A 22,493-nucleotide genomic window follows, 5' to 3' on the forward strand; every position below is an offset into this window, starting at 1 on the left:
CGGATATACAAGGGCATTCTTGAAACGACGGGCATTTTCTTGGAAAATCCAAGAACCCCTTGAAATCGCTGTTTTTCATGGCTTCTCCCCGCCCACGGTTGAGACGCCAGTCAGGAAAGGTGCACAGAAAAACGCCCGCCAGGGGTCCTGACGGGCGCTGCGATCTTCGTGGGCATACCGAGTGTTCAGGTGTTGAACAGGAAATGCAGCACGTCGCCATCCTTGACGATATAGGCCTTGCCCTCGGCGCGCATCTTGCCGGCTTCCTTGGCGCCCTGTTCGCCATTGTTGGCGATGAAATCCTCATAGGCGATGGTTTCCGCCCGGATGAAACCTTTTTCGAAATCGCCGTGGATGACGCCTGCGGCCTGCGGTGCCGAGGTGCCCGCGCGGATGGTCCAGGCGCGGGCCTCTTTGGGGCCGACGGTGAAATAGGTTTCCAGATGCAGCAGCTCGTAGCCCGCGCGGATCAGCCGGTCGAGCCCGGCTTCGCTGAGGCCCATTTCCTCAAGGAACATCTCTGCCTCTTCAGGATCCAGCTGGCTGATCTCCTCTTCGATCTGAGCCGAGATAATCACATGGGCATTGCCCTGTGCCGCTGCCATTTCTGCCACTTTGGCAGAGTATTCGTTGCCTTCAACGGATTCGGATTCGCCGACATTGCAGACATAAAGCACCGGTTTGGTGGTCAGCAGCTGCAGCATCCGCCAAGCCTTGGCATCTTCGGCGTCAACCTCGACGAGGCGCGCGGGTTTGCCCTCTTCCAGCATCGCCTGGGCGTCGGCCAGAAGGCGATCCTGCTGCTGGGCCTCCTTGTCATTGCCCTTCAGCTTGCGCACGAGGCCCGCACGGCGTTTCTCGATGCTTTCCAGGTCGGCCAGCATCAGTTCGGTTTCGATGGTTTCAGCATCGGCCACCGGATCGACGCGCCCTTCGACGTGGGTCACATCGCCGTCTTCGAAACAGCGCAGCACATGGGCGATGGCGTCCACTTCGCGGATATTGGCCAGGAATTGGTTGCCCAGCCCTTCGCCCTTGGAGGCGCCTTTGACGAGGCCGGCGATGTCCACGAATGTCATCCGTGTCGGGATGATCTGTTTCGATCCCGCGACGGCTGCCAGTTTATCAAGGCGCGCATCGGGCACCCCGACCTCACCCACATTCGGCTCGATCGTGCAGAACGGAAAATTCGCTGCCTGCGCCGAGGCTGTTTTCGTCAATGCGTTGAACAATGTCGACTTACCAACATTGGGCAGACCGACGATTCCCATTTTAAAGCCCATACCGGCCTCCTGATGCCACTTGGGAGCCGCTTCTAGGCAGCATTGGGCGGTGGCGCAAGCGGTCATGGCCCCGCAGCAACCATTGTCATCTGCCCCGGCCGCCCCGTTCACGCCATATCACGGCCGCTATCATTGTCTTGATTTTCCTGTTGCAAACGGACTTCAATACCCATGTCCCGGTCACCCAATTCTCCTGATGCTGAGTGAGACGATGAAATACATTGCTGCCCTGACCGCCGTCCTTTTGTCCGCAGGCGCTGCCGCCGCGCAGGACCGCGAACTATCTGTCGGGATCGGATACTCCGAATTCTCCCGGCCCGGTTCGGAAAACAGCGCACTTGTGTCGCTGGATTACCGGCACAACGCGTTTTACGAAAAGGGCATCTTTTCCGCCCGTTTCGGTGCTGCCCTGGACGTGCAGGAGACCGGAGACCTCTTCATCGGCGCCGGTGTGGCGGGCAAATGGGATCTGGGCCAATCCTGGTTCATCGAGGCCAGTGTCCTGCCGGGCGCCTATTTCGAATAGCGTGGCACTGAACGATCTGGGGTCAACCTTCGAGATCCGCAGCATGGCAGGCGTCGGACGCAGCTTTGCCAACGGAACCGCCCTGTCGCTGTCCCTGTCGCATAAATCCAATGCTTCGACCGCCGATATCAATCCCGGCGTAAATTCCCTGCATCTGCGCTGGCATTTTCCGCTGTGATCCGGGGCATGTGCTGCAGGGTTGATGTGGCTTGGGATTGATTTCCGGCAGAACATTCGGCACACCAGAGCGGACATCACAAACAAGGCCCGATCATGACCCGCATTGACGCCAAATTCGCCGAGCTTTCGGCCGCCGGAAAGAAAGCTTTCGTCTCCTATGTCATGGCCGGAGATCCGGATTTCGACACCGCGCTGGAGGTGGTCAAGGGACTGCCTGCCGCCGGGGTCGACATTATCGAACTGGGCCTGCCCTTTACCGATCCGATGGCGGATGGGCCCACCATTCAGTTGGCCGGGCAGCGGGCGCTGGACGCCGGGATGACCCTGGAACGTACCCTGCAGCTGGCCGCGGAATTCCGCAAAGGTGACGACACCACGCCGATCGTGCTGATGGGCTATTACAACCCGATCTATAACCGCGGCGTCGATAAATTTCTGACCGACGCCAAGGCCGCCGGGATCGACGGGCTGATCGTGGTCGACCTGCCCCCGGAAGAAGACGATGAGCTGTGCATTCCCGCCCAAGCGGCCGGGCTGAACTTCATTCGCCTTGCGACGCCCACCACCGATGACAAACGCCTGCCGCGGGTGCTGCAGAACACCTCGGGCTTTGTCTATTACGTCTCCATCACCGGCATCACCGGCGCCGCCGAGGCCGAAGCAGGCGATGTTGGACCGGAAGTGGCGCGCATCAAGGCCGCCACCGACCTGCCGGTGATCGTGGGCTTTGGCATCAATACCCCGGAAAAGGCGCGCAACATCGCGTCGATTTCAGACGGTGCCGTAGTCGGCAGCGCCATCGTCAGCCAGATAGCCGCCGGAAAACCGGTGGAAGAGGTTCTGGCCTTTGTGAAATCCCTGTCGGATGGCGCCCACGCCGCCTGACGCCTCCTTCAGAACAACAACCTGATCCGCGCTGCGGATCAGGTGGGTCAGGGTAGGCTGCTCCCGGCAAGCGCGCGCGCCATTGCCGCAACAAGGTCGGATTTGCGGGTTGGTTTGGCCACATGCGCCGTCATGCCCTGCGCCAGATAGCCCTCGATCTGATGCGCCATCGCATTGGCCGAAATGGCAATGATCGGCACCGGCGCACGACCCTCTTCACGTTCGGCGCGGCGGATCTCACGGGTTGCGGCAACACCGTCCATAACGGGCATGTTCACGTCCATCAGGATCAGGTCGGCGCCACCCGCCCGCCAAAGCGCACAGAGCTCGGCCCCATCCGGCAGAATGGTCAGATCCAGATCGAACTCCTTCAGCAGGTGGCGCAGGACCAGTTGATTGGTCAGATTGTCCTCAGCCGCCAGCACCCGCCAGCGGTGACGCTGCAACACCTCATTGCTCCAGTCCAGTTCGCCCTGCGCCGGATCCTCCGCAATGGGTTCGGTGCTTTGCAACACCAGTGAGACATGGAATTCGCTGCCCTCCCCGGCTGCACTGGTGAAATCGATCCCGCCGCCCATTTCCCGGCAGATCTGCTGCGCCACCACCAGACCCAGTCCGGTCCCGCCATGCAGCCGGTTCACGCTGACCTCGGCCTGAGCAAAGGGACTGAACAGTTTCTTGTGCTGCGCCGCGTGGATGCCACTGCCGGTATCGCGGATCCTGAAATCCAGCGCCACGCAGCCGTTTGTTACCTCCCGCGCATGCACGGTAAAGGTTACGGCCCCTTCGGAAGTGAACTTCAGCGCATTGGCCAGAAGATTGCCCAATACCTGAGTAAGCCGCGTCGGATCCAGATCAGCCCAGACCTCTTTGCGGGCCATCAGCCCGCTCAGCACGCTGGTAAAGGACAGGCCCTTTGCTTCGACCCGGGGGCGAAACTGGCGGCAGAGGGAATGAAATACCTCATTCACGCAGGTTGGCATCATCTCCAGTTCAAGCTTACCCGCTTCGACCTTGGAGAGATCCAGAATGTCATTGACGATGGTCAGCAACAGATTGCCGCTGTCAGCGATGGTCTCCAGCGCCTGTTTCTGATCCTCGCGCATGCCGCTGTCCGCGAGAACCTCGGCCATGCCCAGAACGCCGTTCAACGGCGTCCTGATTTCATGGCTCATCACCGCCAGAAAGGCCGACTTGGCCTGGTTGGCCGCTTCGGCCTCCTGCCGAGCGGCCCGTTCCTGCTCAAGTGCAAGGCGCAGATCGGCAGTTGTTGCTGTTGCGGGCAACCTGGGTTCGGAATTGCGGTTCACTGTCGAAATGACATGCCTCAATCGGTTCGTGCGTTTCAATAATCGCCCAAACCCATACAGACACCGCCCTGAGCCGGCCTCAAATGGCGCCAGAAATACGGCTACCCTGCAAGATTTCGACGTCTTGTTTTGAAACCTATAGGTTTTCTACAATAAATATACCGTAAAATTTTACCGACAGACAATTTGCGCAGGCCATCATTGCGCCAATGGAACAGAATTGGTAAACATTCCTGACCACCACTAGGGCGAGGACGAACCGGTGCCTGTTATCACCAATATTAACGACCTGAAGCGCATCTACGAACGCCGCGTTCCCCGGATGTTTTACGATTATGCCGAAAGTGGCAGCTGGACCGAGCAGACGTTCCGCGAAAACACCTCGGATTTTGAACAGATCCGCCTGCGCCAGCGCGTGGCCGTTGATATGTCCGGCCGCTCCACCGCCAGCCAGATGATCGGCCAGGACGTTGCGATGCCCGTGGCACTGGCGCCCGTCGGCCTGACCGGCATGCAGCATGCCGATGGTGAAATCAAAGCCGCCCGCGCCGCTGAGGCCTTTGGTGTGCCCTTTACCCTCTCGACCATGTCGATCAACTCGATCGAGGACGTGGCGGAGGCGACAAACAAACCCTTCTGGTTCCAGCTTTACACCATGAAAGACGAGGATTACGTGCGCCGCCTGATCGAACGTGCCAAGGCGGCCAAATGTTCGGCGCTGGTGATCACGCTGGACCTTCAGATCCTTGGGCAGCGCCACAAGGACCTGAAAAACGGTCTTTCCGCACCACCGAAACTGACACCCAAGACCATCGCCAACCTGATGACGAAATGGGCTTGGGGCATCGAAATGCTGGGCGCCAAGCGCCGCGAGTTCGGCAATATCGTCGGCCACGTCGAAGGCATTTCCGACGCGTCTTCGTTGGGCGCCTGGACGGCCGAGCAATTCGACCCCTCGCTCGACTGGGGCAAGATCGAAAAGCTGAAGGAAATGTGGGGCGGCAAGGTGATCCTGAAGGGGATCCTGGACGCCGAGGACGCCAAGATGGCCGCCAAGGTCGGCGCCGATGCCATCACTGTCTCAAACCACGGCGGGCGCCAGTTGGACGGGGCGCTCAGCTCGATCCGGATGCTGCCGCAGATCATGGATGCTGTCGGTGATCAGGTCGAAGTGCATCTGGACAGCGGCATCCGCTCGGGGCAGGACGTCCTGAAGGCGCTGGCGCTGGGGGCCAAGGGCACCATGATCGGCCGCGCCTTTGTCTATGGTCTGGGTGCCATGGGGCAGAAGGGTGTGACCACTGCTCTGGAAGTCATCCAGAAAGAGCTGGACACCACAATGGCCCTGTGCGGCGAGCGCAACGTGGCGGATCTTGGCCGTCATAACCTGCTGGTCCCCGAAGGGTTCGAAGGACGCTGGCAGGACTGATCTCCGGCAGCGATTTTTAAGCTTTGCATTGCGGGGATTCTCCGCTATACGCGCGGCTTCACGCGGGGTGACAGCCTTGGAGGCATCCCGCCCTAACATATTGGAGAATTAAAATGGCTGGAGAGATTCCTGATCTCGTTTGCCAGGAACGTGCGGGGACGGGCAAGGGCGCCGCTCGCGCAGCGCGTCGCGCTGGCATGGTTCCTGGTGTTGTTTTTGGTGGTGACGTTGATCCCATTGCGATCCAGATCCCCTTTAACGAGCTGTTCAAAAAGCTGAAAGCCGGTCGCTTCAAGTCCACTCTGTGGAACCTGAAGGTTGAAGGTCAGGAAGACGTCCGCGTCATCTGCCGCGACGTCCAGCGTGACGTGGTCAAGGACCTGCCGACTCACTTTGACCTGATGCGCCTGCGCCGCACCACCAAGATCAACCTGTTCATCCCGGTTGAGTTCGTCGGTGAAGAGGTTGCACCCGGCATCAAAAAAGGCGGCATGCTGTCCGTCGTCCGCCCCGAGGTGGAACTGGTCGTGACCGCTGGCGACATTCCGGAAAAGCTCGTCGTGGACATCTCCGAGCTGCAGATCGGTGACACCGTCACCATCTCGTCGATTGACCTTCCGAACGGCACCAAGCCGACCATCGACCGCGACTTCGTGATTGCGAACATCGCAGCACCTGCTGGTCTGGCTGCCTCGGACGACGAGGAAGAAGGCGAAGCGGAAGAAGCCGCAGAAGAATAAGATCTACGCCACATTGGCAGGATCAAGGAACGGAGCCCTTTTCGGGCTCCGTTTTCTTTTGCCACACCGAAAACCGTCGACGGGCCCCGGCACTGGATTTCCCGGCGCGCAGCAGGCATGTATCAGGCAGAGATCTGCAAACAGCGAGAGAGCCCATGAAACTCTTTGTCGGACTGGGGAACCCCGGCGCCAAATTCGAAAGAAACCGGCACAATATCGGCTTCATGGCGCTGGACCGGATCGCCGAAGACCACGGGTTTTCCCCCTGGAAGTCGAAATTCCAGGGACAGATCTGCGAAGGCACGCTGGGCGGTGAGAAGGTGCTGCTGCTGAAGCCGCAGACCTTCATGAACAATTCCGGCCAGTCCGTCGGGGAAACCATGCGATTCTACAAGCTGACACCAGCGGATGTCACCGTGCTGCATGACGAACTGGACCTGGCTCCCGGCAAGGCGCGCGTCAAACAGGGCGGTGGCCACGCGGGCCACAACGGGCTGCGCTCGATCCACGCCCATATCGGCGCAGACTACGCCCGCGTGCGTCTGGGCATTGGTCATCCCGGCCATAAGGACGCCGTGGCAGGTTATGTGCTACGCGATTTCCCCAAGGCGGACGAAGACTGGCTCGACGATCTAATGCGCGGCATTTCCGACGGCGCAGCATCGCTGGCCAAAGGGGACGGCGGCAAATTCATGAATGCGGTTGCCCTGCGCACCGCGCCGCCACGCAGCTCCACTTCGCCCAAGGGGCAGGAGAAGCAGGCCAAGGCGGAAAAGCAGGCGGACAAAGCCCCCAAGACACAGGACAACCGCTCTCCGCTTGAGCGTCTGGTGGACAAGTTCAAGTAGGCTGCTTTCCGTTGCGTCCGCTTTGCGCGGGCTCACCCCGGCGGCTAGGCTGACCGTAAAGGGGAGGAAAGACATGCGCAAACTCATGCGGATAGCCGGGCGCGTCCTGGCCATTGCAGCCGTTGTCCTGCTGGCGGCAGGCCTGTGGAAACGGGACGAGATTATGCGCCTTTGGGCGGTGAATTCGCTGTTTGCCGAAGACAGGATCGTGGCAAATTTCTCTAACATGGAGGGCGCCTTTCTGACCCGGTCGGTGTCGCGCGGCGGCGGACCCGTCGTACCCCTTGCCACAGCAGAGGCGATGACCCTGCCCGCCGGAGCGGACGACTGGATCGATGCCCGCGCCGTGACCTCTCTTCTGGTGCTAAAGGACGGGAAGATCCGCCACGAAAGCTATCACCTTGGCACCGAAGAGGCGGACCGGCGGATTTCCTGGTCGGTGGCAAAAAGCTATCTTTCGGCGCTGTTCGGGATCCTGCTGGAGGAAGGCGCGATTGCCTCTCTCGACGATCCGGTCACCACATACGCGCCGCTGCTGAAAGGCAGCGCCTATGACGGCGCCAGCATCCGTAACGTTCTCAACATGGCCAGCGGCGTCACCTTTGACGAGGATTACCTGGATTATGATTCCGACATTAACCGCATGGGCCGCGAGATCGCATTGGGCGGGGCGCTGGACCAGTTCGCTGCCGATTTGAAGGACAGCTTCGCCGCTCCGGGCGGCACCTGGCAATATGTGTCGATTGACACCCATGTGATCGGCATGGTGATCCGGGGCGCCACCGGGCGCAGCATTCCGGACCTCCTGTCGGAAAAGATCATCACCCCGCTGGGGCTGGAACAGGCACCCTATTACGTGACCGATGGCGACGGCGTGGCCTTTGTGCTGGGCGGGCTCAATATCACCACCCGCGATTATGCCCGGTTCGGTCTGTTGATAGAACAGGACGGCCGGTACAACGGACAGCAGATCGTGCCTGCCGACTGGATCGCCGCCTCGACCCGCCCCTCAGCTCCGACCAAGGAGGGTAAGATCGGATATGGCTATCAATGGTGGGTGCCCATCGGCGCCCATGACGGTGAATTTCTCGCCCGCGGTGTCTACGGCCAATACATCTATATCGACCAGGACCGGGACGTGGTGATCGTCAGCACGGCAGCAGACAGAAAATTCCGCGACAAGGGCGTAAACCGCGCTAATATCGAAATGTTTCGACAGATCGCCCGCGCACTATAGGGAGGCCCGCATGGAAAAAGACGACAGCATCAACGTTCTGGGAGAGGCGCTTGAGCCCTGCTCCACCGATCCGATGACCGGCTTTTTCCGCGACGGCGCGTGCAACACCTGCGCGGCGGATCAGGGCAGCCACACCGTCTGCGCGGTGATGACGGCAGAGTTCCTTGCTTATTCGAAATATGTGGGAAATGACCTCAGCACGCCACGACCCGAATTCCAGTTCAAGGGACTAAAACCCGGCGATTGCTGGTGCCTCTGCGCCGCCCGGTTCCTGCAGGCCGCCGATGAAGGCTGTGCGCCGCGAGTGAACCTGAAAGGCACCCACCAACGGGCGCTGGACATCGTGCCATTCGACGTCCTGAAGGCCCACAGTGCCTAAGCGCAGACCCTAGCCGTCGTCACTCATCAGATCCTCGATGAACAGGCTCAGCAGCTGCGTGCGGCCGCTGACCCCGGCCTTGCGGTAGATCGCATTGCTCTGCGCCTTGACTGTGCCGTCCGAGGTTTGGCGCAGCTCTGCGATTTCCGAAAGGCTGAGCCCTTTGAGGGAAAACAGCGCCACATCGCGTTCGGCGGGGGTCAGACCCCAAGCGCAGAACCGTTCTTCCAGGTGATCCTTGAAAGCCGATTGCATCAGGCGCAGGCTTTCCTCGACCGCGCGCACCCGTTGCTGGCTGCGCCGGTAGGCAATCCAGCCCAGAACCACCCCCAGCACAAGCCCCAGCGCGGCGCCGATTTCCAGCAATTCGCGGGTCTGCCAGCTGATCGGACGGGACCGCAGCCCCAGCACCGTAAGCGCGATATCGGAAACGAAAAACATGGCGCAAAGACCTTGCACCAATACCAGAACGGGAAGAAACCAACCCGTCTTCATGCGGCTGCCCTGCGTTTGGTCAGCACAGGCGCGTCCGGCCCATGATCAGTCATCACCGTCCCCGCCTTCGCCATCACCGCCTTCACCGGAGCCGCCCTGCCCTTCGCCACCCTGTCCGTCACCCCCATGACCGCCGTGGCCGCCCGCGCCGGGACCATCGCCGTTGCCGCCATCGTCAGATCCGTCATCCCCGTCTTCACCGCCATCGTCCCCGTCGCTGTCTCCGTCTTCGCCACCAAGGCGATCAAACAGACTGAAAAGACCGCTGCTGGAACTGTCGTCATCCTTGTCTTCGATATAGTCGCGCAGGATCTCACCTGTGCCGGGGTTCACAATGATCTCGCGCTCGGTCCGGTCGGTTGTGGCCACGATCCTGTAGCGGCCAAGGAAAGTCCGCGTCACCACGATTTCCCCATAACCCTGCTGGCGCAGCTGATCGGTAATTCTGTCCGTGAAGGGGTCGGCCAAGGCGACGCCCGGATAGGCCAGCAACATGACAAGAACAAAGAGGACGTCGGCGATCCGGCTGCGCATGGGCTGTGTCCTCCTTCGTGTGATTTCAACGGGGCGATGAGTTACTCTGTGGGACAATGCCACTGATCGGCAGAAAAGCTCAACCGCGGTATCAGGCAGAAAATACCGCGGTTGAACCTTGTGAGGCGCCGGGGGGAAATGGAGCGTTGGGACGGATGCTCCACAGGCGCCTTGGGTGCGCTTAAGGGACGCGCGTCGGGTTAGTCGTGACCTTCACCACCGTTTCCTTCACCACCATGGCCTTCGCCACCGCCGCCGTGGCCTTCACCACCATGGCCTTCACCACCATGGCCCTCGCCACCGTGACCTTCACCACCTTCACCGTGGCCTTCGCCGCCCTCGCCGTGGCCCTCTCCATGGCCTTCGCCGTGGTCGTCTTCACCCGCATCATCGGACTTCCCATAGGCATAGGCATGCTCGTTCTGGTTCTGATGCTGGTTCTGGTTTTGATAGGCGTGCTCGTAGGAATTCTGGTTCTGCTCGCCCGAGCCTGTCTCGGTAGAGGCATAGGTGGTCGCTGCAAGGCCCAAGAGGATTGCGGTGCTGGTCAGAAGTACGCGGTTCATCAGGATCTTCCTTTTATTGATCACGTTGGCGGTGGGTTTTCAGCCGCCTTGACCCAGACTGAACCGCTCGGCCCGGCAAGAACCATTCGACAGAGGTTTAAATTCCGGCCGGACTGCGGTTGGTTTAGGGCGCATAAACCTGGGTTTATGACCCCGAAAACGAAAAAAGAGCCGCCAAATGGCAGCTCTTTTCCTGTGTTTACAGATAGATCAGGAGATCTGGATCAGTCTTCCAGATCGCGCCCCTCTTCGGTATCGGACATGTCAAACCCCAGATGGCGCGCCACCGTGAAGATGTCCTTGTCGCCGCGACCGCACATGTTCATCACGATGATATGGTCCTTGGGCAGGGTCGGCGCGATCTTCATCACATGGGCCAGCGCGTGGCTCGGCTCCAGCGCCGGGATGATTCCCTCCATCGCGCAGGACAGCTGGAACGCCTCCAGCGCTTCCTTGTCGGTGATCGACACATATTCGGCGCGCCCCGTGTCATGCAGCCAAGCGTGCTCCGGGCCGATGCCGGGATAATCCAGACCCGCAGAGATCGAGAAGCCTTCGAGGATCTGACCATCGTCATCCTGCAAGAGGTAAGTGCGGTTGCCGTGCAGCACGCCCGGGCGACCGCCGGTGAGCGAGGCACAATGCTGCATCTTCTCGTCAACGCCCTTGCCGCCAGCCTCGACGCCGATGATGCCAACGCTCTTGTCGTCCAGGAACGGGTAGAACAGACCCATCGCGTTCGAACCGCCGCCAATGGCTGCAACCAGCGTATCAGGCAGGCGGCCTTCGCCTTCCTGCTCAGCCAGCTGCCAGCGCACTTCCTTGCCGATCACGGACTGGAAATCGCGAACCATCGCCGGATAGGGGTGCGGCCCCGCCACGGTGCCGATGCAGTAGAAGGTATCGCGCACGTTGGTCACCCAGTCGCGCAGCGCATCGTTCATCGCATCCTTCAGCGTGCCCCGGCCCGAGGTCACCGGAATCACCTCGGCGCCCAGCAGACGCATGCGGAACACGTTCGGGGCCTGACGTTTGACATCATGCGCGCCCATGTAGACCACACATTTCAGGCCGAACTTGGCGCAGACAGTCGCGGTGGCGACGCCGTGCTGACCGGCACCGGTTTCGGCGATGATCCGGGTCTTGCCCATGCGGCGGGCCAGCAGGATCTGACCCAGCACGTTGTTCACCTTGTGGGCGCCGGTGTGGTTCAGCTCGTCGCGCTTCATATAGATCTTGGCGCCGCCCAGATGATTGGTCAGGCGCTCCGCGAAATACAGCGGGCTGGGACGGCCCACGTAGTTCTTCCACAGATCGTCCATCTCGGCCCAGAAGGTCGGGTCGTCCTTGGCCCGGTCGTATTCCTCTTCAAGGCTGAGGATCAGCGGCATCAGCGTTTCACTGACGAAACGCCCGCCGAAAATGCCAAAGCGACCCTTTTCGTCGGGCCCGTTCATGAAGCTGTTGAAAAGATCTTCGGCCATGATTGTTCCTCTCTGCGCGGCACTGCTTCTGAGTATAGCGCAGCAGGCGACGGGTAAAGAGACACCAGACAGGAATCGCGCCATCTGCGGTAAAGTCACCGGGATGATCGGCACGGAGCGGGGGCGCGGCTCCGGTAGCCGCAAGCCCCTCGCCAACCTGAGGCTATGCCGTTGCGTGCTCCACAAAGACGCGGATCAGGTCCGCATCCTTGATGCCGGGGGCGCTTTCAACGCCCGAGGACACATCGACCTGACGGGCACCAGTCATGCGGATCGCTTCGGCGACGTTCTCCGGGGTCAGACCACCGGCCAGCATCCAAGGCTTGCGCCAGTATTTACGCCCGGCCAGCAGGCGCCAGTCAAAGGCAAGCCCGTTGCCCCCCGGCAGGTCGGCGCCCTTGGGCGGCTTGGCATCGATCAGCAGCTGGTCAGCCACATCGGAGTAAATATCAATCTGCGCCAGGTCCGCCGCGTCAGCCACCCCGATGGCCTTCATCACAGGCAGGCCGTAGCGTGCCTTGACCTCGGCCACGCGCTGGGGCGTTTCCTTGCCGTGCAGCTGCAACATGTCCAGCGGCACGGCCTCTGTCAGCGCATCCAGCTCCGCATCGCCCGCGTTGACCGTCAGGGCAACCTTGCACAAGCCGACAGGCGCCGCTGCGGCCAGGGTTGCCGCGGTTTCATAAGAGACGTTGCGTGGTGATTTTTCGAAGAAGACAAAGCCCGCGTAGGCCGCGCCCGCGCGCGCCACGCAATCGACGTCCTGCGGCGTGCTGAGGCCGCAGACCTTTACCCGGATGTCAGCAGCCATCAGATCAGACCGAGTCGTCCAGCAATGCCAGAACTTCGTCCTTGCCTTCGTGCTTCTGTTTTTTCAGCTTCTGCACTTCGCGGGACAATTTCTTCACCTCGCGGGTCTGGTTTCCGACCTCGCGGCGGTGCTTGTGCTCGCGCAGCCATTCCCAGATGAAGCCAATCACCAGACCGGCCGCAACGCCGCCCAGAACCACGACAAACAGCGGCAGGGCGATGCCCGGGTTCCAGCCCACCAGTTCCGCCAGGGCGGTCGGCATCAGCTTCAGCTCCACGACAGAGCGGTTCGCAAGGCTCACCGAGACCAGAATGATCCCAAGCGAAGCCAGGATGGCATACCGAATATAGCGCATTTAAGCCTTTCCGTTCAGACGGTCCCTCAAGAGCTTTCCAGTCTTGAAGAACGGCACATGTTTTTCCTCAACATGGACCGTTTCGCCGGTACGGGGATTGCGACCAACCCGCGCATCGCGCTTTTTCACCGAAAAAGCGCCAAAGCCGCGCAGCTCGACCCGGTCACCCCGGGCCATCGCATCGGTCACTTCCTCAAATACCGTGTTCACGATCCTTTCGACGTCCCGCTGATACAGGTGCGGGTTTTCGTCTGCAATCTTCTGAATCAGTTCAGAGCGGATCATCCTTTCTGCCCTCCCAAGCCAACGCAATCCTTTGTCGAGTGTTCCCGACTATAGGAAAAAATCGGCGCGCCGGGAACAAAAACAGGCGTCGCCAACCTCCTAATCTGAGGAGATTGCACGAAATTGCTTTGTAAAACCAGCCATTTGCTGCCTATAGGGCAGTTTGCCGCCGCCCGGGCCCGGTTTCGCGCCGCCGACGGCCTGCGCCCGGACCTGATTCGCCGCCCGCTCAGACCCGGGGTTCAGAGACATCAAAATTAGAAGGAAAATCTCATATTGAGATCAAATCTTCTGATCGACAGGTTCCTTGGGGTCCAGATGAAACATCACAATACCATATGCCATTGGCGGGGAAGACAGAGTATCTTCCCAGCGCCTCGGCTGCGCATCCGCGTCCTTTGGCACAGTGACGCGCTCGGGAATATCGATGCTTTTCTTGGCGAGCTCCATGGTATCACCATCAGCCACAAAACTCTCAATCTTGGCCGTACGCTCCTCCCGCAGCTTGGCTTTCTGTTCAGCGCCAAAAGCGATAGTTCGCTGGGCTTCCTCAGGACTGAGCAGGTCATTAATTTCGTCTTCACTTGCCGCATATCTGCCTCTTACGGCAATTGCCGAAGCCTGTTCATAGTCTTTGATTGTTACTGACCCACCGGCGTGCGTAACGATCAGGTCGTTTCCGTCTTTCTTCACAGTATACGGGCCATTTTCTTCGACCCGCAGTACGAATTCGGCGCCGCGCGCCACCTGAACGGTGTCATGGCCTGAGTCAAATCGAACGCTCATCCCGACAGTTCCACCGCCAATCGCAATGGTATCATTGCCAGTACCACCATCAATCGTCAGGGCTTCCTCAACCGTGACTGAAATGAAATCATCCCCTGCCCCTGCGTTGATATCCGCTCTCTGCGCATAGCCCAGTCTTGCCTGCTTTACGCGTTCCTCCGCCGTTTCTGCTCGGGTATAGCTGGTAACTTCGGAGATCCCTATATAGGTGGCTCCGAACTTCGTTACGGCTGTCCCACCAATTCCAGCATCAACGGATATGGTGTCATGGCCATCGCCGCTGTATACGCCACTTACAACCCCAGCGCGAATGGCTGCGGAATCGCTCCCCTCGCCCGCATAGACGGCCTTCACCAAGTCGGTTTCGATCGCAATCGCATCATTGCCGCCTTTGGTGTACACACTACTTACGCGCTTGGCCTTGATGGCGACCGCATCATTGCTGACTGTTTTTGAGTGCCATCCGAGTACAGTATCGCCAGATTTGGTTTTCTTGGCGTGTAGGCCGCTACTTCGATCTGTGTATACGGATTCCACCCAATCAGCTTCAATACTGATGGCATCATTCCCACCTCGCGTGTAAACCCCCTTAACTGTGCTGGCCCGAATGGCAAAAGAGGCTTCATTTTGGGAGGAAACATTTCTGACGGTTTTGCCGCTAACAATGCTCAGCGCATCGGAGTCCGGGGTCTTGAACAAGGCGACAACTGTTCCGGCAGAAGATCGGCTCTGACCGCCAAGTTTGTCGAGGGCCGCCGCCATATTGGCCGCCAGTTTGCGGTAATGCTCGGCGAGAATTCTACTCCGGGCCGCGCTGTTCTTGCTTGAGTCTTGGGCGTTTAATTTTTTCCGGGTATCTATCCCGGTTTGGAGTTTCTCAGCTTGATAGTCATTCTCTGCTTTCGCAATGGTGTTCAGCCTGTCCACGCCCCAGGCCGTCCCTTGATCACCCGATTCGACCCGGGCCTGAGCGCCCCTGTCGCTGGCTGAGGCATTAATCAGTGTAAGGGCGGAATTATTGACAATAGAAAGGCCGGAAAATGTGGTCATGTCTCTACTCCTAAAGCTGAATTCGTTCGCTGCAGTCTCAACCATAGACATTTAGACACCATTACAACTAAAAGGAGATTGCGTGGAATTTTACTAACCCACGCTCTGGACTGTCACCTTTCCATGCCCCAGAACACAGAAAAGCCCCGCAGAACTGCGGGGCTTTCCAGATTGTTAGAACAGAGAAATCTCTGAAGATCAGTCGCCGGTCTTCAGCGCTGCGCCCAGGATGTCGCCCAGCGATGCGCCGGAATCCGAGGAGCCATACTGTTCCACTGCTTCTTTCTCTTCCGCGATCTCGCGTGCCTTGATCGACAGACCCAGACGGCGGGTCTTGCTGTCAACGTTGGTCACGCGGACGTCGATCTTGTCACCAACCGAGAAACGCTCGGGGCGCTGATCGGCACGGTCACGCGACAGGTCGGAGCGGCGGATGAAGGACTTCATGCCTTCGTATTCCACTTCGATACCACCGTCTTCGATGGCGGTCACTTCGACGGTCACGATCGAGCCACGCTTCACGCCGCCCACGGCTTCGGCGAACTTGTCGCCGCCCAGAGCTTTGATCGACAGGGAGATACGCTCTTTTTCAACGTCCACTTCGGAGACAACGGCCGAAACCATGTCGCCTTTGCGGTAGTTCTGGATCGCATCTTCGCCACGCTCGTCCCAGCTGAGGTCGGAGAGGTGAACCATGCCGTCGATGTCGCCTTCGAGGCCGATGAACAGACCGAATTCGGTGATGTTCTTGACTTCGCCTTCGACTTCGGTGCCCTCGGGGTGGGTCTCAGCAAAGACTTCCCACGGGTTGCGCATGGTCTGCTTGAGGCCCAGGGAGACGCGACGCTTGGCGCCGTCGATTTCCAGAACCATGACGTCGACTTCCTGCGAGGTCGAAACGATCTTGCCGGGGTGCACGTTCTTCTTGGTCCAGGACATCTCGGAGACGTGGACCAGACCTTCGACACCGGGCTCCAGCTCAACAAATGCACCGTAATCGGTGATGTTGGTGACGCGACCCTTGTGCACCGAACCCAGCGGGAACTTGGCGCCAACCAGATCCCACGGATCTTCCTGCAGCTGCTTCATGCCGAGGGAGATACGGTGGGTCTCTTTGTTGATCTTGATGACCTGAACCTTGACGGTTTCGCCGATCGACAGGATCTCGGAGGGGTGGTTCACACGGCGCCATGCCATGTCGGTGACGTGCAGCAGGCCGTCAACGCCGCCGAGGTCAACAAACGCACCGTATTCGGTGATGTTCTTGACCACGCCGTCAACCGCATCGCCTTCGGACAGTTTGCCGATGACTTCTGCACGCTGTTCGGCACGCGATTCTTCCAGGATGGCGCGACGGGAGACAACGATGTTGCCACGGCGACGGTCCATTTTCAGGATCTGGAAGGGCTGCTTCAGACCCATCAGCGGGCCAGCGTCGCGCACGGGGCGCACATCAACTTGCGAACCGGGCAGGAAGGCCACGGCGCCGCCGAGGTCGACAGTGAAGCCGCCTTTGACGCGGCCGAAGATCGCGCCTTCGACGCGGGCATCGTCTGCGTATGCTTTTTCCAGGCGATCCCATGCTTCTTCGCGGCGCGCCATCTCGCGGGAGATGACAGCTTCGCCACGGGCGTTTTCAGCCGAGCGCAGGAAGACTTCCACTTCATCGCCAACAGCGATTTCGGGAGTTTCACCGGGATTTGCGAATTCTTTCAGATCAACGCGGCCTTCCATTTTGTAGCCGACGTCGATGATGGCCTGGCCCGCTTCGATTGCGATGACCTTGCCTTTAACAACGGCCCCCTCATCGGGTGTGTCCATTTCGAAGCTTTCGTTCAGGAGGGCTTCGAATTCCTCCATCGATGTGTTCTGAGCCATGTGGTCTCGGATTTCCTTTACATATCTTATTTAGCTGGCCATGCGGTTGTCTCCGCCGGTCTGAATGGGTTGGTCGGTCTGAGATCACGCATCTGAACCGTCTGGAGCAAACAAACACAAAGGGCCGGAGGTTGCCCCGACCCTGCTCAGACTGTCCGTGGTGCGTTTTCGCATCTCTTTCGACAGGGGCCGTATAAGCAGATTCCCCCTTGCTGGCAAGGGGAAATGGACTCGGCATCCCTGTCACGACAAGGATGCGCCCCGGCTATTGGCGGCGGAAACAGCCGCCGCCTCCCCCGTTTCCGGTCAGCCTTGCCGATCCTTGATCGCCGCAATGGCCGCCGCGATGGCGGCTTCGATGCTCAAATCGCTGGTATCGATCACGACCGCGTCATCCGCGGGCTTCAGCGGCGCCTCGCTGCGATTCATGTCGCGTTCGTCCCGGGCCTTCACATCAGCCAGAACGGTGTCGTAATCGCTGTCCGATCCGTTTTCGCTCAGCTCCAGGAACCGGCGGCGGGCGCGGACCTCGGCGCTGGCGGTGACAAAGAGTTTCGCCTCGGCATCCGGGCAGATCACCGTGCCGATGTCGCGCCCGTCCAGCACCGCGCCCCCGGCCCGGCGGGCAAAGCTGCGCTGGAAATCTACCAGGGCCTGACGCACCTCAGCGATCACCGCCACTTTTGATGCGGCCTGGGCCACCTCGGCCGTGCGCAGCCCCTCGGCCTCCAGATCGGCAGCGACCAGAGACTGCGCGGCCTCAAGTGGTTTATCGCCAGCCAACACCCGCGCCCCGACAGCCCGGTACAACAGGCCCGTGTCCAGATGGGCAAAACCGAAATGCGCGGCGACGGCCTTGGAAATCGTGCCTTTGCCCGCTGCTGCCGGGCCGTCGATGGCGATGGTGAAACGGGTGGTCATGCTGCAAAGCGCTCCGAAATCTCAAGCGTGGGTGAACTTGGCGCCAAGCGCGGTCATCAGCGGCTCGAAGATCGGGAAGGAGGTCGCAATCGGGCCGCCATCATCAACGGAGACCGGGTTTTGCGCCGCCATGCCCATCACCATGAAGGACATGGCGATCCGGTGATCAAGGAAACTCTCGCAGGTGCCGCCGCCGGGTACGCCTTCGGGGCCAAGGCCCATCACAGCCCACCAATCGTCGCCTTCACGGACGGCAACGCCATTGGCCCGCAGGCCCCGCGCCATGGCGTCGATCCGGTCGCTTTCCTTGACGCGCAGCTCTTTGACGCCCGCCATCATGGTCTCGCCCCGTGCAAAAGAAGCAACGACGGAGAGCACCGGGTATTCATCGATCATCGAGGCCGCGCGTTCAGGCGGCACCTCGATCCCCTTCATCGAGGGAGAATAGCGCGCCCGCAGGTCGGCGACCGGCTCACCGCCCTCGACACGTTCGTTTTCATATGTAAGGTCCGCGCCCATCTCGCGCAGGGTAGTGAACAGTCCCGCGCGGGTCGGGTTGAGGCCAATTCCCGGCACCAGCACGTCCGATCCGGGCGTGATCAGCGCCGCGCAGACCGGGAAGGCGGCTGAGGATGGATCGCGCGGCACCGCGATCACCTGCGGTTTCAGCTCGGGCCTACCGGTCAACGTGATGACGCGGCCCTCTTCGGTCTCTTCGGTGGTGATCTCGGCGCCGAACCCTTCGAGCATCCGCTCGGTATGGTCGCGGGTGGCTTCCTTCTCGATCACCACGGTCTGCCCCGGCGCGTTGAGGCCTGCCAACAGAACAGCCGACTTCACCTGCGCCGAGGGCACCGGCACCACATAGCGCACCGGCACCGGATCCGCCGCCCCGACGATGGTCATCGGCAGCCGCCCGCCAGAGCGGCCCACCGCCTGCGCGCCGAACAGGGCCAGCGGATCGGTAACCCGCGCCATCGGACGTTTGTTGAGGCTGGCATCGCCGGTGAAGGTCACTGAAATCGGCGAGGTCGCCATAGTGCCCATGATCAGCCGCACGCCGGTGCCGGAATTGCCACAGTCGATCACATTGTCCGGCTCGGCAAAACCGCCGACACCGACACCAAAGACCGACCACTTTCCGCCGCCATGGTTGATTACCTCGGCCCCGAACGCCTGCATCGCCTTGGCCGTGTCCAGAACGTCCTCGCCTTCCAAAAGTCCCGAAATCCGGGTTTCGCCCACGGCCATGGCGCCAAGGATCAGGGACCGGTGCGAAATCGACTTGTCGCCCGGCACCTTGGCCACGCCTGCCAGCGGGTCGGCACGGTGAGAGGTCATCGGGGTAGGCGTACCGTGTCCGGACATGAAGGCTTCCTTTGTCAGAGTGTCGCGAATGCTTTTGTTTCCGCTATCGGTAACGAATTGCCGTGATCCGGTCCAGCGCCGATCAGCGCAAGATCACGCCCATATCACCCTGATATCAGCCAAGGCGGCGGAAGGTCAGGTAATGTGGCGTGCGCCCCTCTCGCAGGGCCTTTTGCTCGTAACGGGTGGAAATCCAGTCGTCCCATGGCTCGCGCCAGTCGGCAGGGCGCTCGGCCAGCCATTCAAAGCCCGCTCTTGGCACTTCTTCCAAGGTCTGGCGGACGTAATCAGGAATATCCGTCGCCACCCGGAAAATCGCGCCGGGTTTCAGGCAGCGGGCCAGCGGCTCAAGATGTTCCTGGGTCACAAAACGGCGGCGGTGATGGCGTTTCTTCGGCCAGGGATCGGGATAGAGCAGGAAGGCGCGCGAAATCGACGCTTCGGGCAGCACATCCATCAGATCGCGCGCATCGCCGGGATGCACTGCGATATTATCCGCATTTGCCTTGCGGATCTTGCCCAGCAGCATGGCCACCCCGTTGATAAAGGGTTCGGCACCGATGATGCCGACTCCTGGGTTGTTCTGGGCCTGATGTACCAGATGTTCGCCGCCACCAAAGCCGACCTCGAGCCAGATATCGCGACCGCCAAACAGCGCCTGCAGATCTAGCGGATTGCGCTCCGGGTTTTCATCCCAGCCCACCGCCCCGGGCGACAGCGCCCCGAGGTCCTCGTCCAGATAACGTCGCTGGCTGTCCTTCAGGGTCTTGCCGCTGAAACGGCCATAGAAATTGCGCCAGGGCGCGCCGCTGGCGTGTTTGTCGGCCGCATCGGTCCGCGCCGGGTGGCTGGCAGAGCTGGTTTTCTTGTCATCAGACATCGGACGGGCCTTTTCATTGCCGGTGTTTCCACGCCCGATCTTGCGTTTCGCCATTAACAGGCGCAGGCGGGCGAATGCTGGGCGTCCATCTGCCGCAAGCCGCCCTGCGGGTCAAGAGAGCTGTCCCGGTGCTACTGATCCTGCGGCGCCTGTTCCCGCAACACTCCGGCAGCCACCAGTCGCAAGCGGGACGGGTACCATTCGGCATTGGGGCGCACCCGCATGGTTTCAATCGCAAAGGCCGGATCGACCCCGCGCGATACCAGATAGGTCAGCTGTTCGTAGATTTCCTCCTGAGTGTCCTGATAGATCCAGGAGCCAAATTCAAAAGGGGTGGCCCAATCTTCGTCATCGCGCCATTCCCGGTAATAGCTTTGCACCGCTTCCGGCGCCCAGCTGCGCTGATGAAACCCGATCTTGGACCCCAACATCATGCGCCGCCGCTGCCCGGCCAGGAAGATATCGACACAGGCGCTGACGCATTCGCCATCGACCGAAGTATTCAGCCCATGGTCCATGACGATCCATGCGATCTCGGCCCCGGCATAGACACTGCCGCCACCACTGTTCAGCCGGATCTCGGTGACCTGCGGGTTGTCTGCCAGGATGCTGCGAAAGGCGTCGATGTCCTCGGGGGTGATCTCGGACGCCGCGCCGGTGATGTCGGTTTCGGTGTCAAACACCAAGGCCTCGCCGTCGATACGAAATTTCTGCGGCAGGGGCTCCCTGGCCAGCAGGGGTAACGGCAATGCCAGCAGCACAAGGCAAAGTAGCGAGAATATAGGCAGGGATGAACGGTTCATATGGACATGGCTTCCTTTGCGCGAAGGGCATTCCCCGCCGGAAAAGACTAGTTCGGCCCCGGCGCGTAGCTCAAGCCCTGCGCCCTACACCAGTCGCGGATCAAAAAAAGGGGCAGGCCCCGTGGCCCGCCCCCGTTTTGCAATACACAGCCTGACCGGATCAGACGGCCTTTTTCAGCGCCTCGACCAGATCAGTGCGTTCCCAGCTGAAGCCGCCATCGGCATCGGGTTCGCGGCCAAAGTGACCATAGGCCGCGGTGCGCTGATAGATCGGCTTGTTAAGGCCCAGATGCGAGCGGATGCCGCGCGGGCTGAGATCCATCACCTGACCAATGGCTTTTTCAATCGCCTCAGGCGCGACGTCGCCGGTGCCGTGGGTGTCGGCATAAATCGACAACGGCTGGGACACGCCAATCGCATAAGACAGCTGGATGGTGCATTTGTCGGCCATGCCAGCGGCAACGACGTTCTTGGCCAGATAGCGCGCGGCATAAGCCGCCGAACGGTCAACCTTGGTCGGATCCTTGCCCGAGAAGGCGCCGCCGCCATGCGGGGCCGCACCGCCATAGGTGTCGACGATGATCTTGCGGCCGGTGAGGCCAGCATCGCCATCGGGGCCGCCGATCACGAACTTGCCGGTCGGGTTTACGTGCCAGATGGTTTCTGCGGTCAGCCAGCCCTCGGGCAGGGTCTCGCGGATATAAGGTTCCACGATCTGGCGGATATCGTCGGATGTCAGCGACTCGTCCAGATGCTGGGTCGACAGCACCAGCGAGTTGACGCCCACCGGCTTGCCGTTCTCATAGTTGATGGACAGCTGCGATTTGGCATCGGGACCCAGTGCAGGTTCGGTGCCGTTCTTGCGCACTTCGGCAAGGCGGCGCAGAATCGCGTGGCTGAACTGGATCGGCGCGGGCATCAGCGCGTCGGTTTCATTGGTGGCAAAGCCGAACATGATGCCTTGGTCGCCAGCACCTTCGTCCTTGTTCTCGGCCGAATCGACACCCTGCGCGATATGAGCGGACTGTTCATGCAGCAGGTTGGTGATTTCCACGGTCTCGTGGTGGAACTTGTCCTGCTCGTAGCCGATGTCCTTGATGCAGGCGCGGGCGATCTCGTCGATCTTGCCCATGTAATCGTGCAGTTTGTCCTGGTCGGACAGACCCACCTCGCCCCCGATCACAACGCGATTGGTTGTGGCAAAGGTCTCTGCCGCGACACGCGCTTCTGGCTCTTCCGCCAGAAAGGCGTCCAGAACGGCATCAGAAATCCGGTCACAGACCTTATCCGGGTGGCCCTCGGAAACGGATTCCGAAGTGAAAATATAGTGCTTGCGGGTCATGAAAAGTGCTCCATTTGGTTTCGCCTCGCCACGCCAGGAAGCCGTTGTGGGAGGAACCGAAACTACCTACGTGGGAAGACGGTTGTCGTCAATGCTTTTACCGGCCAGAGGTTGAGCA

At 60.4% G+C, this 22,493-nt stretch carries 24 protein-coding genes and 1 riboswitch; of the genes, 8 read left to right on the top strand and 16 right to left on the bottom strand.

Features of this window, described 5'->3' with window-relative positions:
- Positions 1-185 precede the first annotated feature (185 nt).
- Positions 186-1,283, bottom strand: a complete 1,098-nt coding sequence (gene ychF / locus SM763_RS05040; RefSeq protein ID WP_065272349.1) for a redox-regulated ATPase YchF — start codon at positions 1,281-1,283, stop codon at positions 186-188.
- A gap of 211 nt (positions 1,284-1,494) precedes the next feature.
- Here ychF and SM763_RS05045 point away from each other — a divergent pair, with 211 nt between their 5' ends.
- From SM763_RS05045 to trpA, 3 genes are all read left to right on the top strand, one after another.
- On the top strand, positions 1,495-1,809 hold the full coding sequence (locus SM763_RS05045; protein ID WP_368997853.1) for a hypothetical protein: 315 nt from the start codon (positions 1,495-1,497) through the stop codon (positions 1,807-1,809).
- A gap of 1 nt (position 1,810) precedes the next feature.
- Positions 1,811-1,987 carry an acyloxyacyl hydrolase gene (locus tag SM763_RS05050; RefSeq protein WP_368997854.1) on the top strand — a complete coding sequence of 59 codons (177 nt, stop codon included), beginning with the start codon at positions 1,811-1,813 and terminating at the stop codon, positions 1,985-1,987.
- A gap of 95 nt (positions 1,988-2,082) precedes the next feature.
- Positions 2,083-2,874 carry a tryptophan synthase subunit alpha gene (trpA, locus tag SM763_RS05055; RefSeq protein WP_065272348.1) on the top strand — a complete coding sequence of 264 codons (792 nt, stop codon included), beginning with the start codon at positions 2,083-2,085 and terminating at the stop codon, positions 2,872-2,874.
- A 47-nt stretch (positions 2,875-2,921) separates the two neighbouring features.
- Here trpA and SM763_RS05060 read toward each other — a convergent pair whose 3' ends face one another.
- Positions 2,922-4,160: an ATP-binding protein gene (locus tag SM763_RS05060; protein WP_368997855.1), complete on the bottom strand. Its 1,239-nt coding sequence runs from the start codon at positions 4,158-4,160 to the stop codon at positions 2,922-2,924.
- A gap of 286 nt (positions 4,161-4,446) precedes the next feature.
- On the opposite strand from SM763_RS05060, the gene SM763_RS05065 reads away from it, so the two are divergent.
- The 5 genes from SM763_RS05065 to SM763_RS05085 all read left to right on the top strand — a co-directional run bounded on the left by SM763_RS05065 (position 4,447) and on the right by SM763_RS05085 (position 8,817).
- Positions 4,447-5,613, top strand: a complete 1,167-nt coding sequence (locus tag SM763_RS05065) for an alpha-hydroxy acid oxidase (RefSeq protein ID WP_368997856.1) — start codon at positions 4,447-4,449, stop codon at positions 5,611-5,613.
- Positions 5,614-5,726: 113 nt separating this feature from the next.
- Positions 5,727-6,353 carry a 50S ribosomal protein L25/general stress protein Ctc gene (locus tag SM763_RS05070; RefSeq protein ID WP_274831530.1) on the top strand — a complete coding sequence of 209 codons (627 nt, stop codon included), beginning with the start codon at positions 5,727-5,729 and terminating at the stop codon, positions 6,351-6,353.
- A 155-nt stretch (positions 6,354-6,508) separates the two neighbouring features.
- Entirely contained in the window at positions 6,509-7,201 is a 693-nt protein-coding gene (pth, locus tag SM763_RS05075) for an aminoacyl-tRNA hydrolase (protein ID WP_368997857.1), read from the top strand.
- Between the two features lie 73 nt (positions 7,202-7,274).
- A complete protein-coding gene (locus tag SM763_RS05080) occupies positions 7,275-8,438 on the top strand; it encodes a serine hydrolase domain-containing protein (protein ID WP_368997858.1) in 1,164 nt (387 codons plus the stop codon).
- A gap of 10 nt (positions 8,439-8,448) precedes the next feature.
- The gene (locus SM763_RS05085) at positions 8,449-8,817 is read left to right on the top strand and encodes a DUF2237 family protein (RefSeq protein WP_368997859.1); all 369 of its coding nucleotides are present in this window, start codon (positions 8,449-8,451) and stop codon (positions 8,815-8,817) included.
- 9 nt (positions 8,818-8,826) lie between these two features.
- Here SM763_RS05085 and SM763_RS05090 read toward each other — a convergent pair whose 3' ends face one another.
- The 14 genes from SM763_RS05090 to metK all read right to left on the bottom strand — a co-directional run bounded on the left by SM763_RS05090 (position 8,827) and on the right by metK (position 22,375).
- Positions 8,827-9,258, bottom strand: a complete 432-nt coding sequence (locus SM763_RS05090) for a helix-turn-helix transcriptional regulator (protein ID WP_274844838.1) — start codon at positions 9,256-9,258, stop codon at positions 8,827-8,829.
- 99 nt (positions 9,259-9,357) lie between these two features.
- The gene (locus SM763_RS05095; protein WP_368997860.1) at positions 9,358-9,846 is read right to left on the bottom strand and encodes a hypothetical protein; all 489 of its coding nucleotides are present in this window, start codon (positions 9,844-9,846) and stop codon (positions 9,358-9,360) included.
- Positions 9,847-10,046: 200 nt separating this feature from the next.
- Positions 10,047-10,412, bottom strand: coding sequence for a hypothetical protein (locus SM763_RS05100; protein ID WP_274831536.1), 366 nt, complete (start codon positions 10,410-10,412; stop codon positions 10,047-10,049).
- A gap of 224 nt (positions 10,413-10,636) precedes the next feature.
- Positions 10,637-11,896: a tryptophan synthase subunit beta gene (trpB, locus tag SM763_RS05105; protein ID WP_065272338.1), complete on the bottom strand. Its 1,260-nt coding sequence runs from the start codon at positions 11,894-11,896 to the stop codon at positions 10,637-10,639.
- Positions 11,897-12,059: 163 nt separating this feature from the next.
- Positions 12,060-12,707, bottom strand: a complete 648-nt coding sequence (locus tag SM763_RS05110) for a phosphoribosylanthranilate isomerase (RefSeq protein ID WP_368997861.1) — start codon at positions 12,705-12,707, stop codon at positions 12,060-12,062.
- A gap of 4 nt (positions 12,708-12,711) precedes the next feature.
- A complete protein-coding gene (locus SM763_RS05115) occupies positions 12,712-13,062 on the bottom strand; it encodes a lipopolysaccharide assembly protein LapA domain-containing protein (RefSeq protein ID WP_065272336.1) in 351 nt (116 codons plus the stop codon).
- Entirely contained in the window at positions 13,063-13,347 is a 285-nt protein-coding gene (ihfB, locus tag SM763_RS05120) for an integration host factor subunit beta (protein ID WP_065272335.1), read from the bottom strand. It abuts the gene before it with no gap.
- Positions 13,348-13,629: 282 nt separating this feature from the next.
- On the bottom strand, positions 13,630-15,183 hold the full coding sequence (locus tag SM763_RS05125) for a hypothetical protein (RefSeq protein WP_368997862.1): 1,554 nt from the start codon (positions 15,181-15,183) through the stop codon (positions 13,630-13,632).
- A gap of 198 nt (positions 15,184-15,381) precedes the next feature.
- Positions 15,382-17,061, bottom strand: a complete 1,680-nt coding sequence (gene rpsA, locus SM763_RS05130) for a 30S ribosomal protein S1 (protein WP_368997863.1) — start codon at positions 17,059-17,061, stop codon at positions 15,382-15,384.
- A 306-nt stretch (positions 17,062-17,367) separates the two neighbouring features.
- The gene (cmk, locus tag SM763_RS05135; RefSeq protein WP_065272331.1) at positions 17,368-17,982 is read right to left on the bottom strand and encodes a (d)CMP kinase; all 615 of its coding nucleotides are present in this window, start codon (positions 17,980-17,982) and stop codon (positions 17,368-17,370) included.
- A gap of 21 nt (positions 17,983-18,003) precedes the next feature.
- A complete protein-coding gene (gene aroA / locus SM763_RS05140; RefSeq protein WP_368947763.1) occupies positions 18,004-19,350 on the bottom strand; it encodes a 3-phosphoshikimate 1-carboxyvinyltransferase in 1,347 nt (448 codons plus the stop codon).
- 115 nt (positions 19,351-19,465) lie between these two features.
- Positions 19,466-20,230 carry a tRNA (guanine(46)-N(7))-methyltransferase TrmB gene (trmB, locus tag SM763_RS05145; RefSeq protein WP_368998049.1) on the bottom strand — a complete coding sequence of 255 codons (765 nt, stop codon included), beginning with the start codon at positions 20,228-20,230 and terminating at the stop codon, positions 19,466-19,468.
- 131 nt (positions 20,231-20,361) lie between these two features.
- Entirely contained in the window at positions 20,362-21,033 is a 672-nt protein-coding gene (locus SM763_RS05150; RefSeq protein ID WP_368997864.1) for a COG3904 family protein, read from the bottom strand.
- Positions 21,034-21,193: 160 nt separating this feature from the next.
- Positions 21,194-22,375: a methionine adenosyltransferase gene (gene metK / locus SM763_RS05155; RefSeq protein ID WP_065272328.1), complete on the bottom strand. Its 1,182-nt coding sequence runs from the start codon at positions 22,373-22,375 to the stop codon at positions 21,194-21,196.
- Between the two features lie 6 nt (positions 22,376-22,381).
- Positions 22,382-22,431: riboswitch (SAM-SAH riboswitch) on the bottom strand.
- Between the last annotated feature and the right edge of the window lie 62 nt (positions 22,432-22,493).

Source organism: Pseudophaeobacter sp. C1-32P7 (assembly GCF_041008775.1).
In the GTDB taxonomy this organism is placed as follows: Bacteria; Pseudomonadota; Alphaproteobacteria; order Rhodobacterales; family Rhodobacteraceae; genus Phycobacter; species Phycobacter gallaeciensis_A.